17 protein-coding genes and 1 pseudogene are annotated in these 23,011 nt (G+C 64.2%); 9 read left to right on the plus strand and 9 right to left on the minus strand.

All coding sequences use genetic code 11. The features are described 5' to 3' along the window. Positions 1-3: 3 nt before the first annotated feature. Both metH and SO140_RS16425 read left to right on the plus strand, forming a co-directional pair. Positions 4-3,885, plus strand: a complete 3,882-nt coding sequence (gene metH, locus SO140_RS16420) for a methionine synthase (protein WP_474801821.1) — start codon at positions 4-6, stop codon at positions 3,883-3,885. Between the two features lie 318 nt (positions 3,886-4,203). Continuing rightward, positions 4,204-4,770, plus strand: coding sequence for a YbhB/YbcL family Raf kinase inhibitor-like protein (locus SO140_RS16425; RefSeq protein WP_474801823.1), 567 nt, complete (start codon positions 4,204-4,206; stop codon positions 4,768-4,770). 155 nt (positions 4,771-4,925) lie between these two features. Here the strand turns inward: SO140_RS16425 and SO140_RS16430 are convergent, their stop codons facing one another. Both SO140_RS16430 and SO140_RS16435 read right to left on the minus strand, forming a co-directional pair. Further along, a complete protein-coding gene (locus SO140_RS16430; RefSeq protein WP_474801849.1) occupies positions 4,926-5,555 on the minus strand; it encodes a glutathione S-transferase family protein in 630 nt (209 codons plus the stop codon). 11 nt (positions 5,556-5,566) lie between these two features. After that, a complete protein-coding gene (locus SO140_RS16435; protein WP_449381324.1) occupies positions 5,567-5,869 on the minus strand; it encodes an ArsR/SmtB family transcription factor in 303 nt (100 codons plus the stop codon). A 63-nt stretch (positions 5,870-5,932) separates the two neighbouring features. On the opposite strand from SO140_RS16435, the gene SO140_RS16440 reads away from it, so the two are divergent. Then, positions 5,933-6,880 carry a threonine/serine dehydratase gene (locus tag SO140_RS16440; protein ID WP_498542816.1) on the plus strand — a complete coding sequence of 316 codons (948 nt, stop codon included), beginning with the start codon at positions 5,933-5,935 and terminating at the stop codon, positions 6,878-6,880. Between the two features lie 149 nt (positions 6,881-7,029). On the opposite strand, the pseudogene SO140_RS16445 reads toward SO140_RS16440, so the two are convergent. From SO140_RS16445 to SO140_RS16475, 7 genes and pseudogenes are all read right to left on the minus strand, one after another. Next, a pseudogene (locus tag SO140_RS16445) lies at positions 7,030-7,623 on the minus strand (GNAT family N-acetyltransferase). A gap of 7 nt (positions 7,624-7,630) precedes the next feature. Then, positions 7,631-9,133, minus strand: a complete 1,503-nt coding sequence (gene glpK / locus SO140_RS16450; protein ID WP_474801827.1) for a glycerol kinase GlpK — start codon at positions 9,131-9,133, stop codon at positions 7,631-7,633. Positions 9,134-9,394: 261 nt separating this feature from the next. Then, entirely contained in the window at positions 9,395-10,537 is a 1,143-nt protein-coding gene (pimD, locus tag SO140_RS16455; protein WP_474801829.1) for a pimeloyl-CoA dehydrogenase small subunit, read from the minus strand. 180 nt (positions 10,538-10,717) lie between these two features. Then, positions 10,718-11,908 (minus strand): pimeloyl-CoA dehydrogenase large subunit, encoded by a 1,191-nt coding sequence (pimC, locus tag SO140_RS16460; protein WP_449381329.1) that lies wholly within the window; start codon positions 11,906-11,908, stop codon positions 10,718-10,720. Between the two features lie 130 nt (positions 11,909-12,038). Then, positions 12,039-13,226 (minus strand): acetyl-CoA C-acyltransferase, encoded by a 1,188-nt coding sequence (locus tag SO140_RS16465; RefSeq protein ID WP_474801832.1) that lies wholly within the window; start codon positions 13,224-13,226, stop codon positions 12,039-12,041. Further along, positions 13,223-14,908, minus strand: coding sequence for a dicarboxylate--CoA ligase PimA (gene pimA / locus SO140_RS16470; RefSeq protein WP_449381331.1), 1,686 nt, complete (start codon positions 14,906-14,908; stop codon positions 13,223-13,225). The genes SO140_RS16465 and pimA overlap by 4 nt, the downstream gene beginning before the upstream one ends. Positions 14,909-15,098: 190 nt before the next feature. After that, positions 15,099-17,195: a 3-hydroxyacyl-CoA dehydrogenase NAD-binding domain-containing protein gene (locus SO140_RS16475; protein WP_474801834.1), complete on the minus strand. Its 2,097-nt coding sequence runs from the start codon at positions 17,193-17,195 to the stop codon at positions 15,099-15,101. A 131-nt stretch (positions 17,196-17,326) separates the two neighbouring features. Between SO140_RS16475 and SO140_RS16480 the strand changes: the two genes are divergently transcribed. The 6 genes from SO140_RS16480 (at position 17,327) to SO140_RS16505 (ending at position 22,929) form a co-directional block, all read left to right on the plus strand. After that, entirely contained in the window at positions 17,327-18,193 is an 867-nt protein-coding gene (locus SO140_RS16480; RefSeq protein WP_449381377.1) for an IclR family transcriptional regulator, read from the plus strand. Between the two features lie 66 nt (positions 18,194-18,259). Continuing rightward, positions 18,260-19,057, plus strand: coding sequence for an ABC transporter ATP-binding protein (locus SO140_RS16485; RefSeq protein WP_449381333.1), 798 nt, complete (start codon positions 18,260-18,262; stop codon positions 19,055-19,057). Next, on the plus strand, positions 19,054-19,767 hold the full coding sequence (locus SO140_RS16490; protein ID WP_449381334.1) for an ABC transporter ATP-binding protein: 714 nt from the start codon (positions 19,054-19,056) through the stop codon (positions 19,765-19,767). The genes SO140_RS16485 and SO140_RS16490 overlap by 4 nt, the downstream gene beginning before the upstream one ends. Before the next feature lie 13 nt (positions 19,768-19,780). Continuing rightward, positions 19,781-20,659, plus strand: a complete 879-nt coding sequence (locus SO140_RS16495; protein ID WP_449381335.1) for a branched-chain amino acid ABC transporter permease — start codon at positions 19,781-19,783, stop codon at positions 20,657-20,659. 2 nt (positions 20,660-20,661) lie between these two features. Continuing rightward, positions 20,662-21,681 (plus strand): branched-chain amino acid ABC transporter permease, encoded by a 1,020-nt coding sequence (locus tag SO140_RS16500; protein WP_449381336.1) that lies wholly within the window; start codon positions 20,662-20,664, stop codon positions 21,679-21,681. 21 nt (positions 21,682-21,702) lie between these two features. Next, complete coding sequence (locus SO140_RS16505; RefSeq protein ID WP_474801838.1) at positions 21,703-22,929, plus strand: ABC transporter substrate-binding protein; 1,227 nt, start codon at positions 21,703-21,705, stop codon at positions 22,927-22,929. Positions 22,930-23,011: the final 82 nt, after the last annotated feature.

A 23,011-nucleotide genomic window follows, 5' to 3' on the forward strand; every position in this document is an offset into this window, starting at 1 on the left:
CCGATGACCGTGACCGTGTCTCCCAAGCGAACCGCCCTGCTCGCCGCCGCGCGCGAGCGCATCCTGGTGCTCGACGGCGCCATGGGTACGATGATCCAGGGCCTGCAGTTCGACGAGGCCGCCTTCCGCGGCGAGCGCTTCAAGAATTTTCACCGCGACCTGCGCGGCAACAACGACCTCTTGATCCTGACCCAGCCGCAGGCGATCGAGGATATCCACGCCGCGTACCTGCGTGCTGGCGCCGACATCGTCGCGACCAACACCTTCTCGACGACCTCGATCGCGCAGGCCGACTACGACCTCGCCGACATCGTCTATGACATGGCGCGCGAAGGCGCCCGCCTCGCAGGCAACGCCGCCAAACGCGTTGAGGCCGAGGACGGCAAGCCGCGCTTCGTCGCCGGTGCCATCGGCCCCACCAACCGCACCGCCTCGATCTCGCCTGATGTCGCAAATCCCGGCTACCGCGCCGTCACTTTCGACGACCTGCGCGAGTCCTATGGCGAGCAGATCCGGGGCCTGCTCGACGGCGGCGTCGACCTCTTGCTGGTCGAGACCATCTTCGACACGCTGAACGCCAAGGCGGCGCTCTATGCCATCGCCGAGATCACTGAAGAACGCGGCATCGACGTGCCCGTGATGGTCTCAGGCACCATCACCGACAAGTCCGGCCGTCTGCTGTCCGGACAGATGCCGGAGGCGTTCTGGAATTCGGTGCGGCACGCAAAGCCCATCACCATCGGCTTCAACTGCGCGCTCGGCGCGGAAGATCTGCGCGCGCATATCGCGGACATTGGCCGCGTCGCCGACGCGCTGGTCTGCGCCTATCCCAATGCCGGGTTGCCCAACGAATTCGGCCAGTATGATGAGACGCCAGAGTACATGGCCCGTCTGGTCGGCGAGTTCGCGCGTGATGGTTTGGTCAACATCGTCGGTGGCTGCTGTGGCACCACGCCCGAGCACATCGCGGCGATTGCCGCTGCGGTGGCGCCGCACAAGCCGCGCGTCGTGCCCGCGATCGAGCCTCGCTTGAGGCTCTCCGGCCTCGAGCCGTTCGTGCTCACCGATGCGATCCCCTTTGTCAACGTCGGCGAGCGCACCAACGTCACGGGCTCGGCCCGCTTCCGTAAATTGATCACGGCCGGCGACTTCACGGCCGCGCTCCAGGTCGCGCGCGACCAGGTCGAGAACGGCGCGCAAATCATCGACGTCAACATGGACGAGGGCCTTCTGGACTCGGAAGCCGCGATGCGGACCTTCCTCAACCTCGTCGCCGCCGAACCCGACATCGCCCGCGTCCCCGTGATGGTGGACTCCTCGAAATTCTCCGTGATCGAGGCCGGCCTGAAATGCGTGCAGGGCAAACCCGTCGTCAACTCAATCTCGATGAAGGAAGGCGAGGAGAAATTCATCTTTGAAGCCAAAATCGCGCGGCGCCACGGCGCGGCCGTCGTGGTGATGGCTTTCGACGAAGTCGGCCAGGCCGATACGTTCGCGCGCAAGACCGAGATCTGCAAGCGCGCCTACGATATCCTGGTGAACCGCGTCGGCTTCCCGCCGGAAGACATCATCTTCGATCCCAACATCTTTGCGATCGCGACGGGCATTGAGGAGCACAACAATTACGGCGTCGACTTCATCGAGGCGACGCGCTGGATCCGCCAGAATCTGCCCGGCGCGCACATCTCGGGCGGCGTCTCCAACCTGTCTTTCTCGTTCCGCGGCAACGAGCCGGTGCGCGAGGCCATGCACTCGGTGTTCTTGTATCATGCCATCAAGGCCGGCATGGACATGGGTATCGTCAATGCCGGGCAGATGATCGTCTATGACGACATCGATCCCGAGCTGCGGCAAACTTGCGAGGACGTGGTCCTCAACCGCGACGCGAGCGCCTCCGAGCGGCTGCTCGCGCTTGCCGAAAAATTCCGCGGCAAGAAGACCGAGAGCAAGGAAGCCGATCTCGCCTGGCGCGAATGGCCGGTCGAAAAGCGGCTCTCGCACGCACTGGTGCATGGCATCACCGAGTTCATCGAGCAGGATACCGAAGAAGCCCGCAAGGCATCCTCGCGCCCGCTCGACGTCATCGAAGGCCCGCTGATGGCCGGCATGAACGTGGTCGGCGATCTCTTCGGTGACGGCAAGATGTTCCTGCCGCAGGTCGTGAAATCCGCGCGCGTGATGAAGCAGGCGGTCGCCTGGCTGATGCCGTTCATGGAAGAGGAGAAGGCACGCAACCTCGCGAGCGGCATCGGTGGCGCTGCCAACTCATCCGCCGGCAAGATCGTGCTCGCGACCGTGAAGGGCGACGTCCACGACATCGGCAAGAACATCGTCGGCATCGTGCTCCAGTGCAACAATTTCGAGGTCATCGACCTCGGCGTGATGGTGCCGGCCGCCAAGATCGTCGAGACCGTGAAGGCGGAGAAGGCCGACCTCGTCGGCCTGTCCGGCCTGATCACGCCCTCGCTCGACGAGATGGCGTTCTTCGCCGGCGAATTGCAGCGCGAGGGCTTGAAGCTGCCGCTCCTGATCGGCGGCGCGACCACGAGCCGTGTGCACACGGCCGTCAAGATCGATCCGAACTACAAGGCAGGCCCCGTCGTGCATGTCAACGACGCGAGCCGCGCCGTCGGCGTCGCCTCCTCGCTGCTGTCGCCCGAGAAGCGCCATGCCTATGCCGCGGAGGTGCGCGCCGAATACGCAAAGATCTCGGAAGCGCATCTGCGCGCGCAGGCCGACAAGAAGCGGCTGAAGCTGAGTGATGCCCGCGCCAACCGCGTGCCGGTTGACTTTGCCGCGACAAAGCCGGTGAAGCCAACCTTCCTCGGCACGAAGACGTTCGACGACTACGATCTCGCCGAACTCGTCGACTGCATCGACTGGACGCCGTTCTTCCAGACCTGGGAGCTCGCCGGCCGCTTCCCCGCGATCCTCGACGATCCCAAGGTCGGCGAGGTCGCGCGCTCGCTCTATGACGACGCGCGCAGGATGCTCGACCTCATCGTCAAGGAAAAATGGTTCCGGGCGCGCGCCACGATCGGCTTCTGGCCCGCGAACGCGCAAGGCGACGACGTCGTGCTCTACGCCGACGAGAGCCGGACCAAGACAATCGCGACACTGCACACGCTGCGTCAGCAGCTCGAGAAGCGCGAGGGTCGATTCAACGCAGCGCTGTCCGACTTCATTGCGCCCACGGGTACGGGCGTGCCGGACTATATCGGCGGCTTCGTGGTCACCGCCGGCATTGGCGAGGATGCGGTCGCCGACCGCTTCAAGAAGGCCAATGACGACTACTCCTCGATCCTCTGCAAGGCGCTGGCCGACCGCCTCGCCGAAGCCTTCGCCGAGCGCATGCACGCCCGCGTCCGCCGCGAGTTCTGGGCCTATGCGCCGGATGAGAAGCTCTCCAACGAGGAGCTGATCCTCGAAAAGTACCAGGGCATCCGTCCCGCGCCCGGCTACCCCGCGCAGCCCGATCACACCGAGAAGAAGACGCTGTTCGCCCTGCTCGACGCGGAGAACACCGCCGGCGTGAAGCTAACCGAGAGCTTTGCGATGTGGCCGGGCAGTAGCGTGTCCGGGCTCTATTTCAGCCATCCCGAAAGCTTCTATTTCGGCGTCGGCAAGATCGAGCGCGACCAGGTCGAGGACTATGCGGCTCGCAAGGAGATGAGCGTTGCCGAAGTCGAGCGCTGGCTGGCGCCGATCCTGAACTACATCCCGGCGCAGCCGGCTGCACCCGCTGAGGGTCGCAAGGCTGCCGATGCCGCGTTCGCGGCAACGCCGGCGAACGACGAGACCTCAAAGGACCTCGCCTCGCATCCGCCGGGGTGCACGTGCGCGGTGCATCTCATCTGGCAGAAGAAGCGCGCGGGGGCGGGGTAGTCGCACCACATCTTCACTGTCGTCGTGGTGAAAGCCCGTGGGCGTTCGCCGGGACGACGCTGGAGATTGGACGCCCGTCACCCCTCAACTCAAAATGTAAAAAACAACCCCATGCAAAATTGCAGGGGTGACCGACTGCGCATTTCCCGAAATTGCTTGACGCGTCGGGCAAATCACCGGCAATATGTAATCATCGCGAACTGCCCAGATGGCCTATTTGCGCCGCAGCCTCGAGAGCGATGGCGCAGACTGATTGAAACCAAGTTCCTCGGGCGCTACTTTCCGGTCTCTGAGCTCATTGTTGAAGAGGTGCTTCCGATGACAAGGTTTGCATTCTCATTCGCAGCAGTCTGTGTGCTCCTGCTTCTTGCGGGCGGAGCTGGTGCGCAGGGCCTCACGCTGAGCAGCCCGGACATCAGCGAAGGCGCCACGATTGCCGGCGAACACGTACTCAAAGGCTTTGGCTGTACCGGCAACAACGCCTCACCGGCCTTGAGCTGGAGCGGTGCTCCGGCGGGTACCAAGAGCTTCGCCGTGATGATACATGATCCTGATGCGCCAACCGGCAGCGGCTGGTGGCATTGGGTCGTCTTCAATCTTCCGCCATCCGTCACTGCGCTTCCCAAGGGGGCCGGCGATCCAAAGAAGAAGCTGATACCCAGGGGGGCGATCCAGAGCCGCACCGACTTCGGCAGCGATGGCTATGGCGGACCATGTCCGCCGCCTGGCGACAAGCCGCACCGCTATCAGATCACGGTATTCGCCGTTGACGTCGATAAGCTTCCGAATGCAAAGGACCATTCAGCATCCGCGGCACTGGTCGGTTTCGATCTGCACTTCCACACGCTCGGAAAGGCTACCCTGACCGGTCTCTACGGCCGGTAAGGGGCGCGGGAGGGTTCGCCAGGCGCGTAGGGTGGATTAGCCCCACGGCTGCGCGAAGCGCAGTCCGCTCGGCGTAACCCACCTCTTTGTTTTCCGCGCATTGAGAGAAGTGGTGGGTTACGCTTCGCCAACCCACCCTACGAACCTGCGCTCGCTCACCCCTTGGGCGGCGCGAGCGGCTGGACGATCTCCTTGAACGGCGCCAGCGCCTCGCAGCGGTCGGCATGCGCTGACAGCGCCGGATAGCGCGCGGGATCGAACAGCGGCGGGTGCGCTTCGCGGGTGAAGCGGACGACGCAGGCGACCACGACGTCGGCGTGGCCGATGCGGTCACCCAGCCAGTACGGCGTCGTCACCTTGGCGCGCTCGGCTTCCAGCACCTTCAACACGTCTGCGATCTGTGCCTGGCAGCGTTCAACCCACAGCGCGAGCTGTTCTTTCCGCAGCACGCGCTCGTAGAGCAGGCTGACCGCCTTGTCGCCGAGACCGCCCGCCAGCGCGCAGATGCGCAAATGCCGTCGCCGCTCGATGCCGCTGCGCGGCAGCATCGCTTTCTCCGGCCCGACGAGCTCGTCGAGATAGTCGAGGATGATCGTGCTCTCGATCACCCCCTCGCCATCGTCGAGCACCAGCGTCGGCACGCGGCGCAGCGGATTGTACGGCGCAATCTTGTCGGCATCGCCGAAGGTCGACCACGGCTTGTGCTCGAAGGCGATGCCATAAAGCTTCAGCGCAATCGCGACACGGCGGACGAAGGGAGAATCATACTGGCCGATCAGGAACATGGCTTGCACCTCTACACGTTTTCCTCGATAGCACGTTTCACCGCTACGATCGCCGCCTCGTTGCGACGGTACATCGTCCACTGCTTGACGCGCTTGGCGCGCACGAGCTTCGCAGCCGCCAGCACCCGCATGTGCTCGCTCACGGTCGGCGCACTCACGCCGAGTTTCTCCGCGATCAGGAGACCGCAGACGCCATCCTCGACCAGGTCTCCGTCAACCTGCTCTCGAAAATGTTTTCGTGGCTCGCGGAGCCATTCCAGGATCTGCAGGCGCCGCTCATTGGCCAGCGCCCGCAACACGATCGCGATTTTCATTTAGTCATTTTGCTAATTACCTAATTGATGTCAACCCCGCGACGCGCTATCAAGGCAGCCATCATGACAGCAGCAACAGGCATTACACGCGAGCGGATTGCGGCGACCGAGGCCGTGATCCGCCCGCATGTCCGGCGCACACCGCTCCTGAAGGCCAATCTGGCTGATTTTGGCCAGCCCGATCAGCCCGTCACCTTCAAGCTTGAGATGTTGCAGCATTCCGGATCGTTCAAGGCGCGGGGTGCCTTTGCGAACCTGTTGCTGCGGCAGGTGCCGAAAGCCGGCGTCGTTGCGGCGTCCGGCGGCAATCACGGCGCCGCGGTGGCCTATGCTGCGCAACGGCTTGGCGTGCCAGCTAAGATCTTCGTGCCGGAGATCACGTCGCCTGCGAAGGTGGAGCGGATCAGGGGCTATGGCGCGCAGCTCGTGATCGCGGGCAGCCGTTATGCAGATGCGCTTGCGGCGAGCGAAGCGCATGTCGAGCGCACGGGCGCGATGGCGGTTCACGCCTACGATCAGGCCGAGACGCTGCTCGGCCAGGGCAGCGTCGGACTGGAGCTCGAAGCGGACGCTCCCGACATCGATACGCTTCTGGTCGCCGTCGGCGGCGGAGGGCTGATCGGCGGCATTGCGGCATGGTACGCCGGCAAGACACGTGTCGTCGCGATCGAGCCGGAGCAATCACCGACCTTGCATGCCGCGTTCGCGGCGGGAGGACCGGTCGATGCGCCGGCCGGCGGCATTGCCGCCGACAGCCTTGCGCCGCGCCGCGTCGGGCAATTGATGTTTCCGATCGCGCGGGCCTATGTCGAGCGGGTCGTTCTGGTCAGCGATGACGCGATCCGGCAAGCGCAGGCGTACCTTTGGTCAAGCTTGCGCGTGGTGGCCGAGCCCGGCGGCGCGGCCGCGTTCGCCGCGCTACTCTCCGGCCGCTATCGTCCCTCACCTCGCGAACGGGTCGCGGTGCTGATCTGCGGCGCCAACACCACGGCGGTGAACTTCGACAGCTAGTTGGGAGTTTGCATGATGGGGATCGAGCTTTCGTTCTCATGCGAAACGGGAGGTGTCTTGAACGCGTAGCCTGCATGCAGCGAAACCGAGTACGGGGAAACGTCACCCCGGATTACGCTGCGCTCCATCCGGGCTACAGGTCCAAACCATCACTCGATGATCGGCACATGCCTTGCAGCCGTGCGCGGCACCGTGCCGTCGAGGCGCGGGTCGTCGGCGATCTCGATCTGATAACGGAAGGCGCGGAAGCCTGAGCGCTAGTAGAAGGCGAGCGCTGCGGGATGATCGAAGGTGCAGGTGTGCACCCAGACGCGGCGCAAGTCGCGAGACCACGCGAGCTCCATCGCGCGGTTCATCAGGAAACGCGCGGCGCCAGTCCCGATCAGTCCTTCGGTGACGCCGAAATAGACCAGCTCGCACTGGCCGGCCTCGCGGAAATCCAGCTCCAGCAGACCTTCGTCGCGACCGTCCACGACCAGCGCATGGATTTCTATTCCCGGCGCGTGGATGACCGCGGCAAGCTCCGCCTCGTTCATGCGTCCCCGCGAAAACCACAGCCATTCTTCGCCGACGCGGCGGTAGAGATCGCGGTACCAGTCGAGCGCCGGAGCGTCGACTTTGCGCAGGGTCCACGTACCGGAAGGATCATCCCGGTGCATGGGCCGCGCGGTCATCTCCAGATGGGTGACGACCGTGGCGATCTTCCCGCTCGGCACGTCCGAATAGCCGTCGGGGAGGATCATTCGCCGCTCACTCCCCCTCGTCGCTCGCGAGCACGCCCTTCACCGCGCGCGCCCAGCCGGCGAGCTTCCGCTCGCGCGTGGCCTGGCTCATGTTGGGCTTGAAGCGGTGCTCGAGGCGCCAGTTGTCGGCGAATTGCGTCGGCTCGGGATAGACGCCGGCATTGAGGCCGGCGAGATAGGCCGCGCCCAGTGCCGTGGTCTCCTGGATCACGGGGCGGTCGACCGGTGCATCCAAGAGATCGGCGAGACGCTGCATGGTCCAGTCCGACGCCGTCATGCCACCGTCGACGCGCAAGACCACGCTCGCCGTCTCCGAGCTCGGCCAGTCCGCGCGCATCGCGGCCCAGAGATCGAAGGTCTGGTAGCAGACGCTCTCCAGCGCGGCATGGGCGAGCTCGGCCGGGCCGGTGTTGCGGGTCAGGCCGAACAGCGCGCCGCGCACGCGCGGATTCCAGTACGGCGCGCCCATGCCGACGAAGGCCGGCACGAGATAGACGCTTTGCATGGAATCGGACTGGTCGGCGAGCGGGCCGGTTTCGGCCGCGTGCTTGATGATGCCGAGGCCATCGCGCAGCCATTGCACCGCGCTGCCGGCAACGAAGATCGAGCCTTCGAGGGCGTAGGTGCGTTTTCCGTCGAGCTGATAGGCGATGGTGGTGAGGAGCTTGTTCTTCGAGGCCACCGGCGTGGTGCCGGTGTTGAGCAGGGCGAAGCAGCCGGTGCCGTAGGTCGACTTCATCATGCCCGGACGGAAGCAGGCCTGGCCGATGGTCGCGGCCTGCTGGTCGCCGGCGATGCCGCAGATCGGTATAGCGCCGCCGAACAGGGCCGGGGTGGTCTCGCCGAAGCGGAAGGAGGAGTCTTTCACCTCAGGGAGCATCGAGCGCGGCACGCCGATCAGCTCCAAGAGCTCGTCGTCCCATTCGCCGGTATGGATGTTGAACAGCAGCGTACGCGAGGCGTTGGTCGCATCTGTCGCATGCACCTTGCCGCCGGTCAGCCGCCAGAGCAGGTAGCAATCGACCGTGCCGAACATCAGTTCGCCGCGCGCGGCCCGCGCACGGGCGCCGGGGACGTTGTCGAGAATCCAGGCGACCTTGGTGCCGGAGAAATAGGGATCGATGATCAGGCCGGTCTTCTCTGAGATCCGCGGCTCGTGGCCTTCGGCCTTGAGCTTCGAGCAGATATCGGCGGTGCGGCGGTCCTGCCAGACGATGGCGCGGTGCACGGCCTGGCCGGTGGCGCGATCCCACACCACGGTGGTCTCGCGCTGGTTGGTGATGCCGATGGCGGCAACGTCCTTGGCGGTGACGCCGGCGCTCTGGAGCGCATCGCGGCAGACCGTCACGGTCGAGGTCCAGATGTCCTCCGGCTCATGCTCGACCCAGCCCGAGGCCGGGAAATGCTGCGGAAACTCGGCTTGCGCCTTCGCCGCGATGGAAATGTCGCTGCGAAACACGATGGCGCGCGAGGAGGTGGTGCCCTGATCGATGGCGAGGACGAAAGACATGGAGGCTACCTTGGGCTTTCCCCGATTAAGGGAGGTTCTTGTGTCGCGCCCAAGAAAAGGGATTGGACGGGGAAGGTCAAGGTAGCTCTCCCCTACCCTCCCCTGTATGGGGCAGCAGCTCCGCTGTTTCCTCTCACTCAGTCGTCATCGCCCGGCTTGACCGGGCGATCCAGTACTCGGCGGAAGAAGTTGCGTGAATGAACTGCCGCTGCGGGGTACTGGATGCCCCGGTCAAGCCGGGGCATGACAGTCATCGTGTGACTAGATCAGCCCGCCAGCATCCGCCACGCGGCGCTGGTGATACTCGGTGTCGCCGAACGTGTTCTCGATCATGGTCAGGCGCTTGAAGTAGTGGCCGATCTTCGCCTCCATGGTCATGCCGATGCCGCCGTGGAGCTGGATCGACTGCTGGCCGACGAACTTCAGCGACTTGCCGATCTGCACCTTGGCCGCCGCGATCGCGTTGGAGCGCTCCTTGGCGTCCTCGAAATCACCAGCCATGGCCGCGAACATCGACATCGAGCGCGCCTGTTCGGCGGCCACGAACATGTCGGAGGCGCGGTGCTGGAGGCTCTGGAACGAGCCGATCGCCACACCGAACTGCTTTCGCGTCTTGATGTACTCGACGGTGGTCTTGAGCGACTCATCCATCAGGCCGACCGCTTCGGCGCAGAGCGCGATGCGGGCCTCATCGACGACGCGCTCGATCAGCGCAAGGGAATTCTCGGGGTCACCGATCGCAGCATCGGCGCCGACCTCGACACCGGTGAAGGTGATGTCGGCAGCGTGCAGACCGTCCTGCGTCGGGTATGACTTCTTGGCGACACCCTTGGCGTTCGCCGGCACGAGGAACACGCCGATGCCGCTTTTGTCGCGGCGGTCGCCGTTGGTGCGGGCGGTGACGACAAGCGTGTCGGCGTTTTCGCCGTTGAGCACGACGAATTTTTCGCCGTCGATGACCCAGCCGCTGCCCTTCTTCTTCGCCGTGGTCCCGACATCGAAGAGATCGTAGCGCGAGTTCTTCTCGAGCTGCGCAAACGCGAGCGTCTGGCTGCCCTCGATGATGCCGGGCAGGTGCGCGGCCTTCTGCGCGTCCGAGCCGCCATGGCGCAGGAAGCCGCCGCCGATCACGACGGTTGCGAGATACGGCTCGAGCACGAGCGCCTTGCCGAGCGCTTCCATCACGATCATGGTCTCGACGCCGCCGCCACCGAAGCCGCCATCGGCCTCCGCGAACGGCAGGCCCAAGAGGCCCTGCTCGGCGAGCTTGCCCCAGATGGCTTTGCTCCAGCCGCCCTTCTCGGCCATGTATTTCTTGCGACTCTCGAAATCGTAGGAGTCGGTCAAGAGGCCGTCGACACTGTCCTTGAGAAGCCGCTGCTCCTCGGTCAAATCAAAATCCATCTGTCTCTCCAAAAATCGACGCAGGGTTCTGTTCGCCTGCCGTCGCCTTACCCTTAGACGTCATCCCCGCGAAGGCGGGGATCCAGTAAACGCAACCGCCTGCCGTAATCACGAGCGGCACGGCGTACTGGGTCCCCCGCTTTCGCGGGGGACGACACCGCTTGTGCGTCCCTCAGTCCCTCAAAGCCCCAGCACCGCCTTGGCGATGATGTTGCGCTGGATCTCGTTGGAGCCGCCGTAGATCGAGACCTTGCGGTTGTTGAAGTAGCTCGGCGCGATCTGGGCGGTCCAGTCCATGGCTTCGTTCGAACCGTCGTCGCCATGGATGTCGTAGGGCGCGGCGAACGGGCCGATGACCTCCATGAGCAGCTCGGTCGTGGTCTGCTGGATCTCGGAGCCCTTGATCTTCAGCACCGAGGACGCCGGATTGGGCTTGCCCTTGCCGTGCTTGCCCTCATCGGCGACGACACGGAGCTGCGTGAGCTCCAGCGCCTTCAGCTCGATCTCGCAGGCCGCAAGCTTCTCGCGGAAGGCGGCATCCTGGATGATCGGCTTGCCGCCGGACTCGACCTTGGACGCCAGCTCCTTGATGCGGCGGATGCGTTCCTTGGAGACGCCGACGCGCGCAATCCCGGTACGCTCGTTGCCGAGCAGGAATTTTGCGTAGTCCCAGCCCTTGTTCTCCTCGCCGATCAGGTTCTCGTAGGGTACCTCGACGTCGTCGAAGAAGACTTCGTTGACCTCGACGCCGCCGTCGATGGTCTGGATCGGGCGCACGGTCACGCCCTTCGACTTCATGCTGAAGACGATGAACGAAATGCCCATCTGCTTCTTGGCCGACGGATCGGTGCGGCAGAGGCAGAAGATCATGTCCGCGTGCTGGGCGAGCGTGGTCCAGGTCTTCTGGCCGTTGACGATCCACTTGTCACCCTTGCGCTCGGCCTTGGTCTTCAGCGAAGCGAGGTCCGAACCCGAGCCGGGCTCGGAGAAGCCCTGGCACCACCAGTCGTCGACATTGGCAATGCGGGGCAGATACTGCTTCTTCTGCTCCTCATTGCCGAAGGTGTAGATGACCGGGCCCACCATGCTGACGCCGAAGGCGAGCGGCTGCGGCGCCGGATAGGACTGCAGCTCTTCGTTGAAGATGTAGTGCTGCACGCTGGTCCAGCCGGTGCCGCCATATTGCTTCGGCCAGTGGCTGACGCCCCAGCCCTTCTTGTTGAGGATGCGCCACCACGTCACCATCTCGTCCTTCGAGAGGTGGCGGCCTTCGACCAGCTTGCGCCGTGTATCCGGCGGCACGTTGTCGCGGAAGAACTGCCGCACTTCCTCGCGAAACGCCTGCTCTTCCTTCGTGAATGCGAGATCCATCGGATCCTCCTGTGAGCTTTATTCTCTATTCGTCATTCCGGGGCGCGCGAAGCGAGCCCGGAATCCAGAAGTTGTGAAGCGAGGTTCCGGGTTCATTCGCTTGTCGCGAATGTCCCGGCACGACGGTGAACTACTGCAACACCTCAAACAACCCGGCCGCGCCCATGCCGCCGCCGACGCACATGGTGACGACCGCGTATTTGGCCTTGCGGCGGCGGCCTTCGATCAAAGCGTGGCCGGTCAGCCGCGCGCCCGACATGCCGTAGGGATGGCCGACCGAGATCGCGCCGCCATCGACGTTGATCTTGTCGGGATCGATGCCGAGCTTGTCTCGGCAATAGAGCACCTGCACGGCGAACGCCTCGTTCAATTCCCAGAGACCGATGTCGTCGACGGTGAGTCCGTGACGCTTGAGCAGCCGCGGTACGGCGAAGACCGGGCCGATGCCCATCTCATCCGGTTCGCAGCCGGCGGAGACGAAGCCGCGGAAGATGCCGAGCGGCTTCAAGCCGCGCTTGGCCGCTTCCTTGTCGCTCATGATCACCGACGCACTGGCACCGTCGGAGAGCTGGCTGGCATTGCCGGCGGTGACGGTAAAGCCTTCGCCGCGCACCGGCTTCAGGCCGGCGAGGCCTTCGGCGGTGGTTTCGGGGCGCGGACCTTCGTCCTGCGACAGCGTGACATCCTTGAAGGAGACCTCACCGGTCGCCTTGTCGGTCACGGCCATCTTGGTCGTGATCGGCGCGAGCTCGTCCTTGAACTTGCCCCCCTGCTGCGCAGCCGCAGTGCGGCGCTGGCTCTCGAGCGAATATTCGTCTTGGCGTTCGCGCGAGATGCCATAGCGCTTCGCCACGACCTCCGCGGTGTCGATCATCGGCATATAGACCTCGCCCTTGATCTTGAGCAGCGCCGGATCCTGGGCGTGAAAGGCGTTCATCTTGTCGTTCTGCACCAGCGAGATCGACTCGCCGCCGCCGCCGACCGCGATCTCGACGCCGTCAAAAATCACCGAGCGCGCGGCAAGCGCGATCGCCTGGAGACCGGAGGCGCACTGCCGATCGATCGTGGTGCCGGCGACGGTGACGGGAAGGCCGGCACGCAGCAGCGCCTTGCGCGCGATGTTGCCGCCGGTCGAGCCCTGCTGGAGGGCAGCGCCCATCACGACGTCCTCGATCTCCTTCGGATCGACCTTCGCGCGCGCGACCGCCTCGCCGATGGCGTGGCCGAGCAGCGTCGCGCCCTCGGTGTTGTTGAGCGCGCCGCGATAGGCCTTGCCGATTGGCGTGCGGGCGGTGGAAACGATGACGGCGTCGGTCACGAGCGGACTCCTGTAGTGCTTTGTTGGGTGGATTGAGATGGTTTCTGCTGCTGGCGCAATTCGTGGCGCGACAGCTTGCCGACCGGCGTGCGCGGCAGCTCGTCGACGAACTCGACCGCCGCCGGCAATTCATGCTTGCCGACCTTGCCAGTGAGGAAGCTGCGAAGATCGTCGATGGAGAACGGCTTTGCGTCCGGCTTGAGCTTGATGAAAGCCTTTGCCGCCTCGCCGCGATACTGATCGGAAATGCCGATGACGATGACCTCGTGCACGCCCGGGTGCGTATAGATCGCCTGCTCGATCATCTGCGGATAGACGTTGAAGCCGCCGGAGATGATCATGTCCTTCTTGCGGTCGACCAGGAAGAAATAGCCGTCCGTATCCCGATAACCGATGTCGCCGGTGAGGAAGCGGCCGTCGGCAAAGGACTCCGCGCTCTCCTTCGGCTTGTTCCAGTAACCCTTGGTGACGTTCGGGCCCTTGATGCGGATCTCGCCGACTTCACCCGGCGGCAGCACGTTCGTGGGATCGTCGAGCGAGACCACGTCGAGTTCGATGCCGGGCAGCATCAACCCGATCGAGCCCGGCTTTTCCGGGCCGGCGGGCGGATGGCCGGTGCCGGGCGAGCAGGTCTCGGTCATGCCCCAGCCGCTCTTGAGCTTCTTGCCGACCTTGCGCTCGAAGAAGTTCGCGACCTCCACGGGCAGCGGCGCACCGCCGGAGCCGATGGCGTTGAGCGAGGAGAAATCGCGTTTGTCCAGATCAGGGAGCGCCGCGATCGCGATCCACATCGTCGGCACACCCGGAAAGTAGGTCGCGCGCTTGACCTCGATGTCGCGCATGACAGCCTCGACGTCGAACCGCTGGTGCAGCGAGATCAGATTGCCGCGGCGAAGCGAGGACAACAGAACGACGGTGAGCGCGTAGATATGGAACAGCGGCAGCACACAGATCACGCGCTCGATGACATTGCCGCGCGCGGCGCGGGCCGGTTTGCCCCAGACGTCGTAGATCGACACGGCCGAGGTGAGATTGCCGTGCGTGAGCATCGCGCCTTTCGGCAGGCCGGTGGTGCCACCGGTATATTGCAGCAACGCGACATCGTCGGCCGTGACGGCAGGCCATTGCGCCGGCCTGGTCGCGCCCTCGATGAAGGTCTTGAAGGTAACGATCCTGGGATCGGCGGGGATCGCGGCTTGCGGCGTGCCGACCTTGCCCCAATGATCATCCTCACAGACGACCAAGCGGTCGATCAGGCCCTTCTCCAGGAATTTCAGTGCCGTCGGCAGCAGCGCCGCGAGGTTGGAAGTCACCAGCACGCGCGAACCGGAGTCGGAGACCTTGTGCGTCAGGGCGATCTCGCCGTCGAGCGGCGACAGGTGCGCGACGCGGCTGCCTGCCTTCAGCGCGCCGAAGAAATTGACGGGATGGTCGGGCGTGTTGCCGAGGAACAGCGCAACGGAAGAGCCCTTGCCGCATCCGGCGCGCAGGAAGGCAGCGGCGGCCGTTTCCGCCATCGCTTCGAGCTCGCTGTAGCTGATCGGGCGATCGCGGAATTCGAGCGCGGCGCGCGCGCCGAAGTCGGCGGCCGCTTTTGAGAGGAGATCAGGCAACGTACCCTGGGAAATCGCGTCGTCCCAATGCACGCCTTCGGGATAAAACTGTTCGCCGGGATGGGTCATTGAATCGAATTACCGTGAGGTGAGCACGCAGGCTGGGCTCCCTTCCCCCTTGCGGGGAAGGGTTGGGGAAGGGGGTAGCCACAAGTGCTGAACTCTCCCGGGGCTATCCTCCTCCCTGCCCCTCCCCCGCAAGGGGGGAGAGAACGGAGAGAGCACCGCCGGAACGACAGACGACTCGTGGCAAACCCCATCACGCCGCTTTCGACTCTGCTGCGAGCGAGGCGAAGGTCTTGCCTTCGGCCGCCAGCCTCTTCAGCAACGGCGCGGGCTCGAGGCTCGGGTCGTTGGTCTCCTTGGCATAGACCGACAGGCGGTCGGCGATGTGCTTGAGGCCAACCGTGTCGGCCCAGTACATCGGGCCGCCGCGATAGATCGGCCAGCCATAGCCATAGAGCCAGACCACATCGATATCCGACGGACGCGCGGCGATGCCTTCTTCGAGGATCTTCGCGCCTTCGTTGATCATCGGGTACATCATCCGCTCGAGGATCTCCTCGTCGCTGACGACGCGCTTCTTGCGCCCCAAGCGCAGCAGCGTCTCGTCGATCAGCTTCTCGACCTCTGGATCGGGCAGCGGCGCGCGGGAGCCGGCTTCATACTTGTAGTAGCCCTTGCCGGTCTTCTGGCCGAAGCGGCCAGCTTCGCACAGCGCGTCGGCGATTTCCGACTTGATGCCGCGATCCTTCCGCGAGCGCCAGCCGATATCGAGACCGGCGAGATCGCCCATCGCGAACGGACCCATAGGCATGCCGAACTTCGTCACGACGGCATCGACCTGCTGCGGCAGCGCGCCTTCGAACAGCAGCTTCTCCGCTTGCTTGCCGCGCTGCGCCAGCATGCGGTTGCCGACAAACCCGTCGCAGACCCCGACCACGGCCGGCACCTTCGCGATCTTGCGCGCGATGGTGACGGCGGTCACCAGCGCATCCGGCGCGGTCTTGTCGGCGCGCACGATCTCGCACAGCTTCATGACGTTGGCCGGCGAGAAGAAGTGCATGCCGAGCACGTCCTGCGGACGCTTGGTCGACTTGGCAATCTCGTCGATGTTGAGATACGAGGTGTTTGAGGCGAGCACGGCGCCCGGCTTGACGTATTGATCGAGCTTGCCGAACACCTCTTTCTTCACCGCCATGGTCTCGAACACGGCTTCGATGACGAGGTCGGCATTGCCGACATTCTCGATGCCGACGACGCCATTGATCAGCGCCATGCGCTTGGCGGGCGCGTCCGCCGGGATGCCGCCGCGGGCCGCGGTCGCTTCCCAGTTCTTCTGCATGATGCCCATGCCGCGCTTGAGCTGCTCCTCGCCGGTCTCGATCAGGGTGACGGGGATGCCGGCATTGGCAAAGGACATCGCGATGCCGCCGCCCATCGTGCCGGCACCGAGGATGGCGACCCGCTCCACGGGACGCGACTTCGTGCCCTCGGGCACGCCCGCGATCTTGTTGGCCTCACGCTCGGCGAAGAAGGCGTAGCGTTGCGCCTTGGATTGGTCGCTGGTCACGAGCTTCAGGAAGATTTCGCGCTCCTTCTTCAGGCCCTCATCGAACGGCAGGTCGATGGCGTAGCCGACGGCATCGGCTGCGGCGAACGGCGCTTCCAGGCCGCGCGACTTCTTTGTCATGGCGGCAACCGCATTGGTGAAGATCGAGCGGTCGGCCTTGGCGGCTGCAATCTTGCTGTCGTCATCACGCAACTTGCGGAGCGGACGCTTCTCGGCGAGCAGCTTGCGGGCGAAGGCTTCACCGCCGGCCGCCGGACCTTCGACGATCTCCTCGATCAGCCCGTTCTTCAGCGCCTCCGCCGCACCGATCGGATCACCGGCCACGATCATCTTGACCGCAAGCTCCGGGCCGACCGCGCGCGGCAGGCGCTGGGTGCCGCCGGCGCCAGGCAGCAGGCCAAGCTTCACCTCGGGCAGGCCGAGCTTGGCCTCCTTGGTCGCGACACGGAAATGACAGGCCAGCGCAACCTCGAGGCCGCCGCCAAGCGCGGTGCCATGGATCGCGGCGACGACGGGCTTGGGCGAATTCTCGATCTCGGCGAGGACGTCATTGAGCGCGGGCGGCTTCGGCGGCTTGCCGAACTCGGTGATGTCTGCGCCGGCGATGAAGGTGCGGCCCGCGCAAGTCAGCACGATGCCCTTGATGGCGGGATCGGCGACAGCCTGCTTGACGCATTCCAGGATCCCGCCGCGCACGGCCGCACTGAGCGCGTTCACCGGAGGGCTGTTGACCGTGACGACCCCGATCTCGTCATGACGCTCAAGCTTGACCACTTCGCTCACGGCATACCCTCCAGTTAAGGATTTACTTTTGTTTCAATTTCGCAGTGCGGAATTTAATTCCGCATCTTGACGGCAGGGTTATTTTGAAGCACGTGGCTTGTCAACGACTCCGCGCAAGAAGCAGATCAGGGATGAAGCGTACAGGAAAGAAACCAGCGACCGATCGGAACTTCGTCGTCGCGCTTTCCCGCGGGCTCGATGTATTGCGCGCGTTCCAACCCAACGACGGGCTTCTTGGCAATCAGGAGATCGCGGCCCGCACGAACTTGCCCAAGCCAACCGTGTCGCGGCTGACCTATACGTTGACGAAGCTCGGTTATCTTACACCGGTTCCCCGCTTCGAAAAGTACCAGCTCGCGCCCGCCGCTCTGGCGCTCGGTTATGCGGCGCTGGCCAATCTCGGCATTCGACATCTGTCCGAGCCGTTTCGCGAGGAAGTGATGCGCGCCACGGGCGGCGCAGTCGCGGTCGGCGGGCGCGATCGCCAGAGCATGATCTATTTCGGGCAGAGCCGGGGCAGCGAGACGGTTGGCGTTCAACTTGACGTCGGCTCCCGCGTGCCGATTGCAACCAGTGCGATGGGGCGCGCCTATTTCTGGGCGCTGGACGAAGAGGAACGCGCTTCCCTCCTGCGCGATCTGCGCGAACATTACGGCAGCCGCTGGCCGAAATTGCGCGACGGGTTAGAGCGGTCCGGCGAGACCGTCGCGAAATACGGCTTCGCGATTTCGGTCGGCGACTGGCACGACGACATCGGCGCCGCTGGCGTTGCGCTCAGGCTGAACGACGGAACCGGGCCCTACGCTTTCAACTGCGGCGCTCCCGCATTCCGCTTCACGGAAGAGCGCCTGATCACCGACATTGGACCACGTCTCTTGGCGATGGTAAGGAACATCGAAGCGGCGCTCGGGGGAATGACGCCGCAATTCAAAAAAGAAGCCGGCAAGAAGCTGAAATCAGGAGGAAAAGTTGCACGTGTGGCCGAGGGGATCAGATAGCCATCGTCGTTGCAGAGGGCGCTTCGTGTCGCCCTTCGGCCCACTCAACGGTGTGGGCGAGACGAGATGACGCAGGCACAGCTCGCGCAGGGGAATTCTCCTCTGCTCGCGGTTCGCGACGTCAGCGTCGTGTTCGGCGGCATCGTCGCGCTCAACGGCGTGTCCTTTGACATGCACAAGGGCCAGATCCTCGGATTGATCGGCCCCAACGGTGCCGGCAAGACCACGCTGTTCAATTGCCTTTCCCGGCTCTACCAGCCCTCGTCCGGCGACATCCTGATGGAAGGCGCGAGCATCCTGACGCGCCCGCCGCACCGGATCGCCGAGATCGGCATCGGCCGTACCTTCCAGAACGTGGCACTGTTCCCCAACCTGTCGGTGATGGACAATGTGCGCGTAGGCACGCATGCGCGCACCTCCAGCGACATCGTCAGCGACTCGCTTCGCCTCGCCTGGGTTCGCCGCAGCGAGTCGAGCGTCAACAAGAAGGTGCACGAGATCCTCGCTTATCTCGACCTCGAGGACGTCGCCCACACCACCGTCTCCGGCCTGCCCTTCGGCACGCAGAAGCGCGTCGAGCTGGCGCGGGCGCTGGCGGCGGATCCCAAAATCCTGCTGCTCGACGAGCCGGCCGGCGGTCTCAACCATGAAGAGGTCTATGTGCTCGGCGACCTCATCCGCCGCATCCGCGACGACCGTCACATGACCGTGCTGCTGGTCGAGCACCACATGGGCCTCGTGATGTCGATCGCCGACCACGTCGTGGCGCTGAATTTCGGCAAGAAGCTCGCGGAAGGCACGCCCGCCCAGGTGCAGGCGGATCCCGACGTCATCAAGGCCTATCTCGGGAGCAAGGACCAATGACGATGCTGCTCAACGTCAAGGACCTGCGCGCCTATTACGGCCAGGTGCAGGCCCTTCACGGCCTGTCCTTTTCGCTCAACGAGGGCTCGCTGACCACGCTCCTAGGGGCCAACGGCGCCGGCAAGACCACCACGCTCCGCGCGATCTGCAACATGGTGCGCTCCACCGGCGCGATCGAGTTCGACGGCAAACCGCTCGGCAGCCGCTCGACCGAGAACATCGTGCGCTTCGGCATCGCGCATGTGCCGCAGGGCCGCGGCACCTTCACCAACATGACGGTGGAGGAAAATCTTCAGCTCGGGGCCATCACCCGCAAGGACAATGCCGGCATCGTCTCCGACATCGAGCGCATGTATGCGCATTTCCCGGTCCTGAAGCAGCGGCATACCCAGCAGGCCGGCACGCTCTCGGGCGGCGAGCAGCAGATGCTCGCGGTTGCCCGCGCGCTGATGCTGCGGCCCCGCCTGATGCTGCTGGACGAGCCGTCCTTTGGACTTGCGCCGCTCGTCGTGCGCGACCTCTTCAAGATCCTCGGCAAGATCAACCGCGAGGACAAGGTCACGATCCTGGTGGTCGAGCAGAACGCCCAGCTCGCGCTCGAGCTCGCCGACCAGGCCTATGTGATCGAGACCGGCCGTATCGTGATGTCGGGCCATGCCAAGGACATCGCGAACAACGAAGACATCCGCAAATCCTATCTGGGTTACTGAGGGAGCCGGGACGATGGAGCTGTTCACCAACCAGGTCCTGGCCGGGATTGCGACCGGCGCGATCTATGCCTGCATGGCGCTCGCGGTGGTCATGATCTACCAGGCGATCGACCATCTCAACTTCGCGCAAGGCGAGATGGCGATGTTTGCGACCTTCATCTCCTGGCAGCTGATGCAATGGGGCGTGCCCTATTGGGCCGCCTTCGTGATCACGCTGGCGTTCGCCTTTGTCGGCGGCATCGCGATCGAGCGCATCTTGTTCAAGCCGCTGGCGAAAGCGCCGATCCTGACCAACGTCGCCGGTTTCATCGCACTGTTTGCCATCATCAACTCCTCGGCCGGCCTGATCTGGGACTTCACCATCAAGCAATACCCGACCCCATTCGGCTCCTCGCCGTTCCTCGGCAGCCAGCTCATCTCGACCCACCAGGCCGGCATGATCGGCGTGACCCTGCTGCTGCTGATCGCTCTGTTCTTCTTCTTCCAGTACACGCGGATCGGCCTCGCCATGCGGGCGGCGGCCTCGCTGCCTGAATCGGCGCGGCTCGTCGGCATCAATACGAGCTGGATGATCGCGCTCGGCTGGGGCATGGCATCGGCGATCGGCGCGATCGCCGGCATGCTGATCGCACCGGTGGTGTTCCTCGAGCCCAACATGATGGGCGGCGTCCTGATCTACGGCTTTGCCGCGGCCGTGCTCGGCGGCCTGTCGAGCCCGTTCGGCGCGGTGGTCGGCGGCTTCCTGGTCGGAATCTTCGAGAACCTCGCGGGCACCTATATCCCCGGCGTCGGCAATGAGCTGAAGCTCCCGATCGCGCTTGCACTGATCATTTCCGTCCTGGTCGTCAAACCCGCTGGCCTGTTCGGCCGGCACATCGTCAAGCGAGTTTGATCATGAGCGCAGCAGAAGAAGTCGTTGGCGAAGGCCACGAGGCGGTCGAGGCCGTTCCGAAGCGGGCCATGACGCTGAGCACGACCACCTCGCTGGTGGTGCTGGCAGCGCTCCTTATCGTTCCGCTGTTCGCCAAGAACTTCATCATCTTCCAGTTGACGATGCTCCTGATCTACGGGCTCGCGGTGCTGGCGCTGAACATCCTGACCGGTGGCTCGGGTCAGTTTTCGCTCGGCCAGAGCGCGTTCTATGCCGTCGGCGCCTACGTCACGGCGGTGCTGATGGAGCAGTTCAACGTCAACTATGCGCTGACGCTGCCGGTCGCCGGCGTGGTCTGCTTCGGCTTCGGCTTCCTGTTCGGCCAGCCGGCGCTGCGACTCTCCGGCGTCTATCTCGCGCTTGCGACCTTCGCGCTCGCGACCGCCATGCCGCAGCTCCTGAAGCTGAACTTCCTCGAGCACTGGACCGGCGGCGTCCAGGGCCTCGTCGTCACCAAGCCGGACGCCCCGTTCGGCCTGCCGATGGGCCAGGACATGTGGCTGTACTACTTCACGCTCGTCGTCACGCTCGCGATCTACATCTTCTCGGTGAACCTGTTGCGCTCCCGCTCGGGGCGCGCCTTCATGGCAATCCGCGACAACGAGATCGCAGCCTCGTCGATGGGCGTCAATGTCGCGCTATACAAGACGCTGGCCTTCGGTGTCTCCGCCGGCATCACCGGCGTCGCCGGCGGCCTCAGCGCAATCGCGGTGCAGTTCGTCGCGCCTGACAGCTACAACATCACGCTCGCGATCTCGCTGTTCCTCGGCATGGTCGTCGGCGGTGTCGGCTGGCTGCCCGGCTCGTTCGTCGGCGCGGCTTTCATCATTTTCGTGCCGAACATAGCGGAGGGCATCTCCAAGGGACTCTCGGGCGCAGTGTTCGGCGTGCTGCTGTTCCTCGTCATCTACCTCGTGCCACATGGCGCGAGGCAGGTCGCGATCGTCAGCCAACAGTTGATTGGCAAACTCAAGAAGAACTGAAACGCTAAAAAGGAGACTGAATTGCTGTCTAGAAGAATACTTGGAATCGCCGTGGTCGTAACGGCGGTCGCAACGATCACCTCCGGCGCAGCACTCGCCCAAAAGAAATACGATACCGGCGCGACCGACACCGAGATCAAGATCGGCAACATCATGCCGTATAGTGGTCCGGCCTCCGCCTACGGCGTCATCGGCAAGACCGAAGAAGCCTATTTCAAGATGATCAACGAGAAGGGCGGCATCAACGGTCGCAAGGTCAACTTCGTCACCTATGACGACGCGTACTCGCCGCCGAAGGCGGTCGAGCAGGTCCGCAAGCTCGTCGAGAGCGACGAGGTGCTGGCCGTGTTCAACCCGCTCGGCACGCCCTCCAACACCGCGATCCAGAAATATCTCAACGCCAAGAAGATTCCGCAGCTGTTCGTCGCGACCGGCGCCACCAAGTGGAACGATCCGAAGAATTTCCCCTGGACCATGGGCTGGCAGCCCTCCTACCAGAGCGAAGCGCAGATCTACGCGAAGTGGCTCTTGAAGGAGAAACCCGACGCCAAGGTCGCGGTGCTCTATCAGAACGACGATTTCGGCAAGGACTATCTCAAGGGCACCAAGGACGGGTTCGGCGGCAAGGCCTCGAACATCATCATGGAGGAGAGCTATGAGGTGTCCGAGCCGTCGATCGACGGCCATATCGTCAAGATCAAGGCCGCCAATCCGGACGTGCTCGTGATCTACGCGACGCCGAAATTCGCCGCCCAGGCCATCAAGAAGGTGGCCGAGCTTTCCTGGAAGCCCCTCCAGATCGTCACCAACGTGTCGAGCTCGGTCGGTGGTGTGATGAAGCCGGCCGGCCTTGAAAACTCGCAAGACATCCTGTCTGCCACTTACGGCAAGGACGCCGGCGACCCGCAGTGGAACAATGACCCCGGCATGAAGAAGTGGTCGGAGTTCGTCGACAAGTACATGCCGGGCACCGACAAGAACGACAGCTTCGTCGTCTATGGCTATGGCGCGGCGCAGACGCTCGCAAAGGTGCTGGAAATGTGCGGCGACGATCTCACCCGCGCGAACGTCATGAAGCAGGCGGCAAGCCTGAAGGACTTCGTTCCTGACACCTTGCTGCCCGGTGTGAAAATCAACACTAGCGCGGCCGACTTCGCCCCGATCAGCCAGTTGCAGATGCAGCGGTTCAAGGGCGAGAAATGGGAACTCTTCGGCGAGATCATCAGCGGCGACGTCCCTTCCGAATGATACGCGGACGCTAAAGACTGATCTGCAACCATCGGCTAAGAGCCTCCGCGAGCAATCGCGGGGGCTTTTTGTTGACGGCCGA

The organism is Bradyrhizobium sp. UFLA05-108 (genome assembly GCF_059803455.1).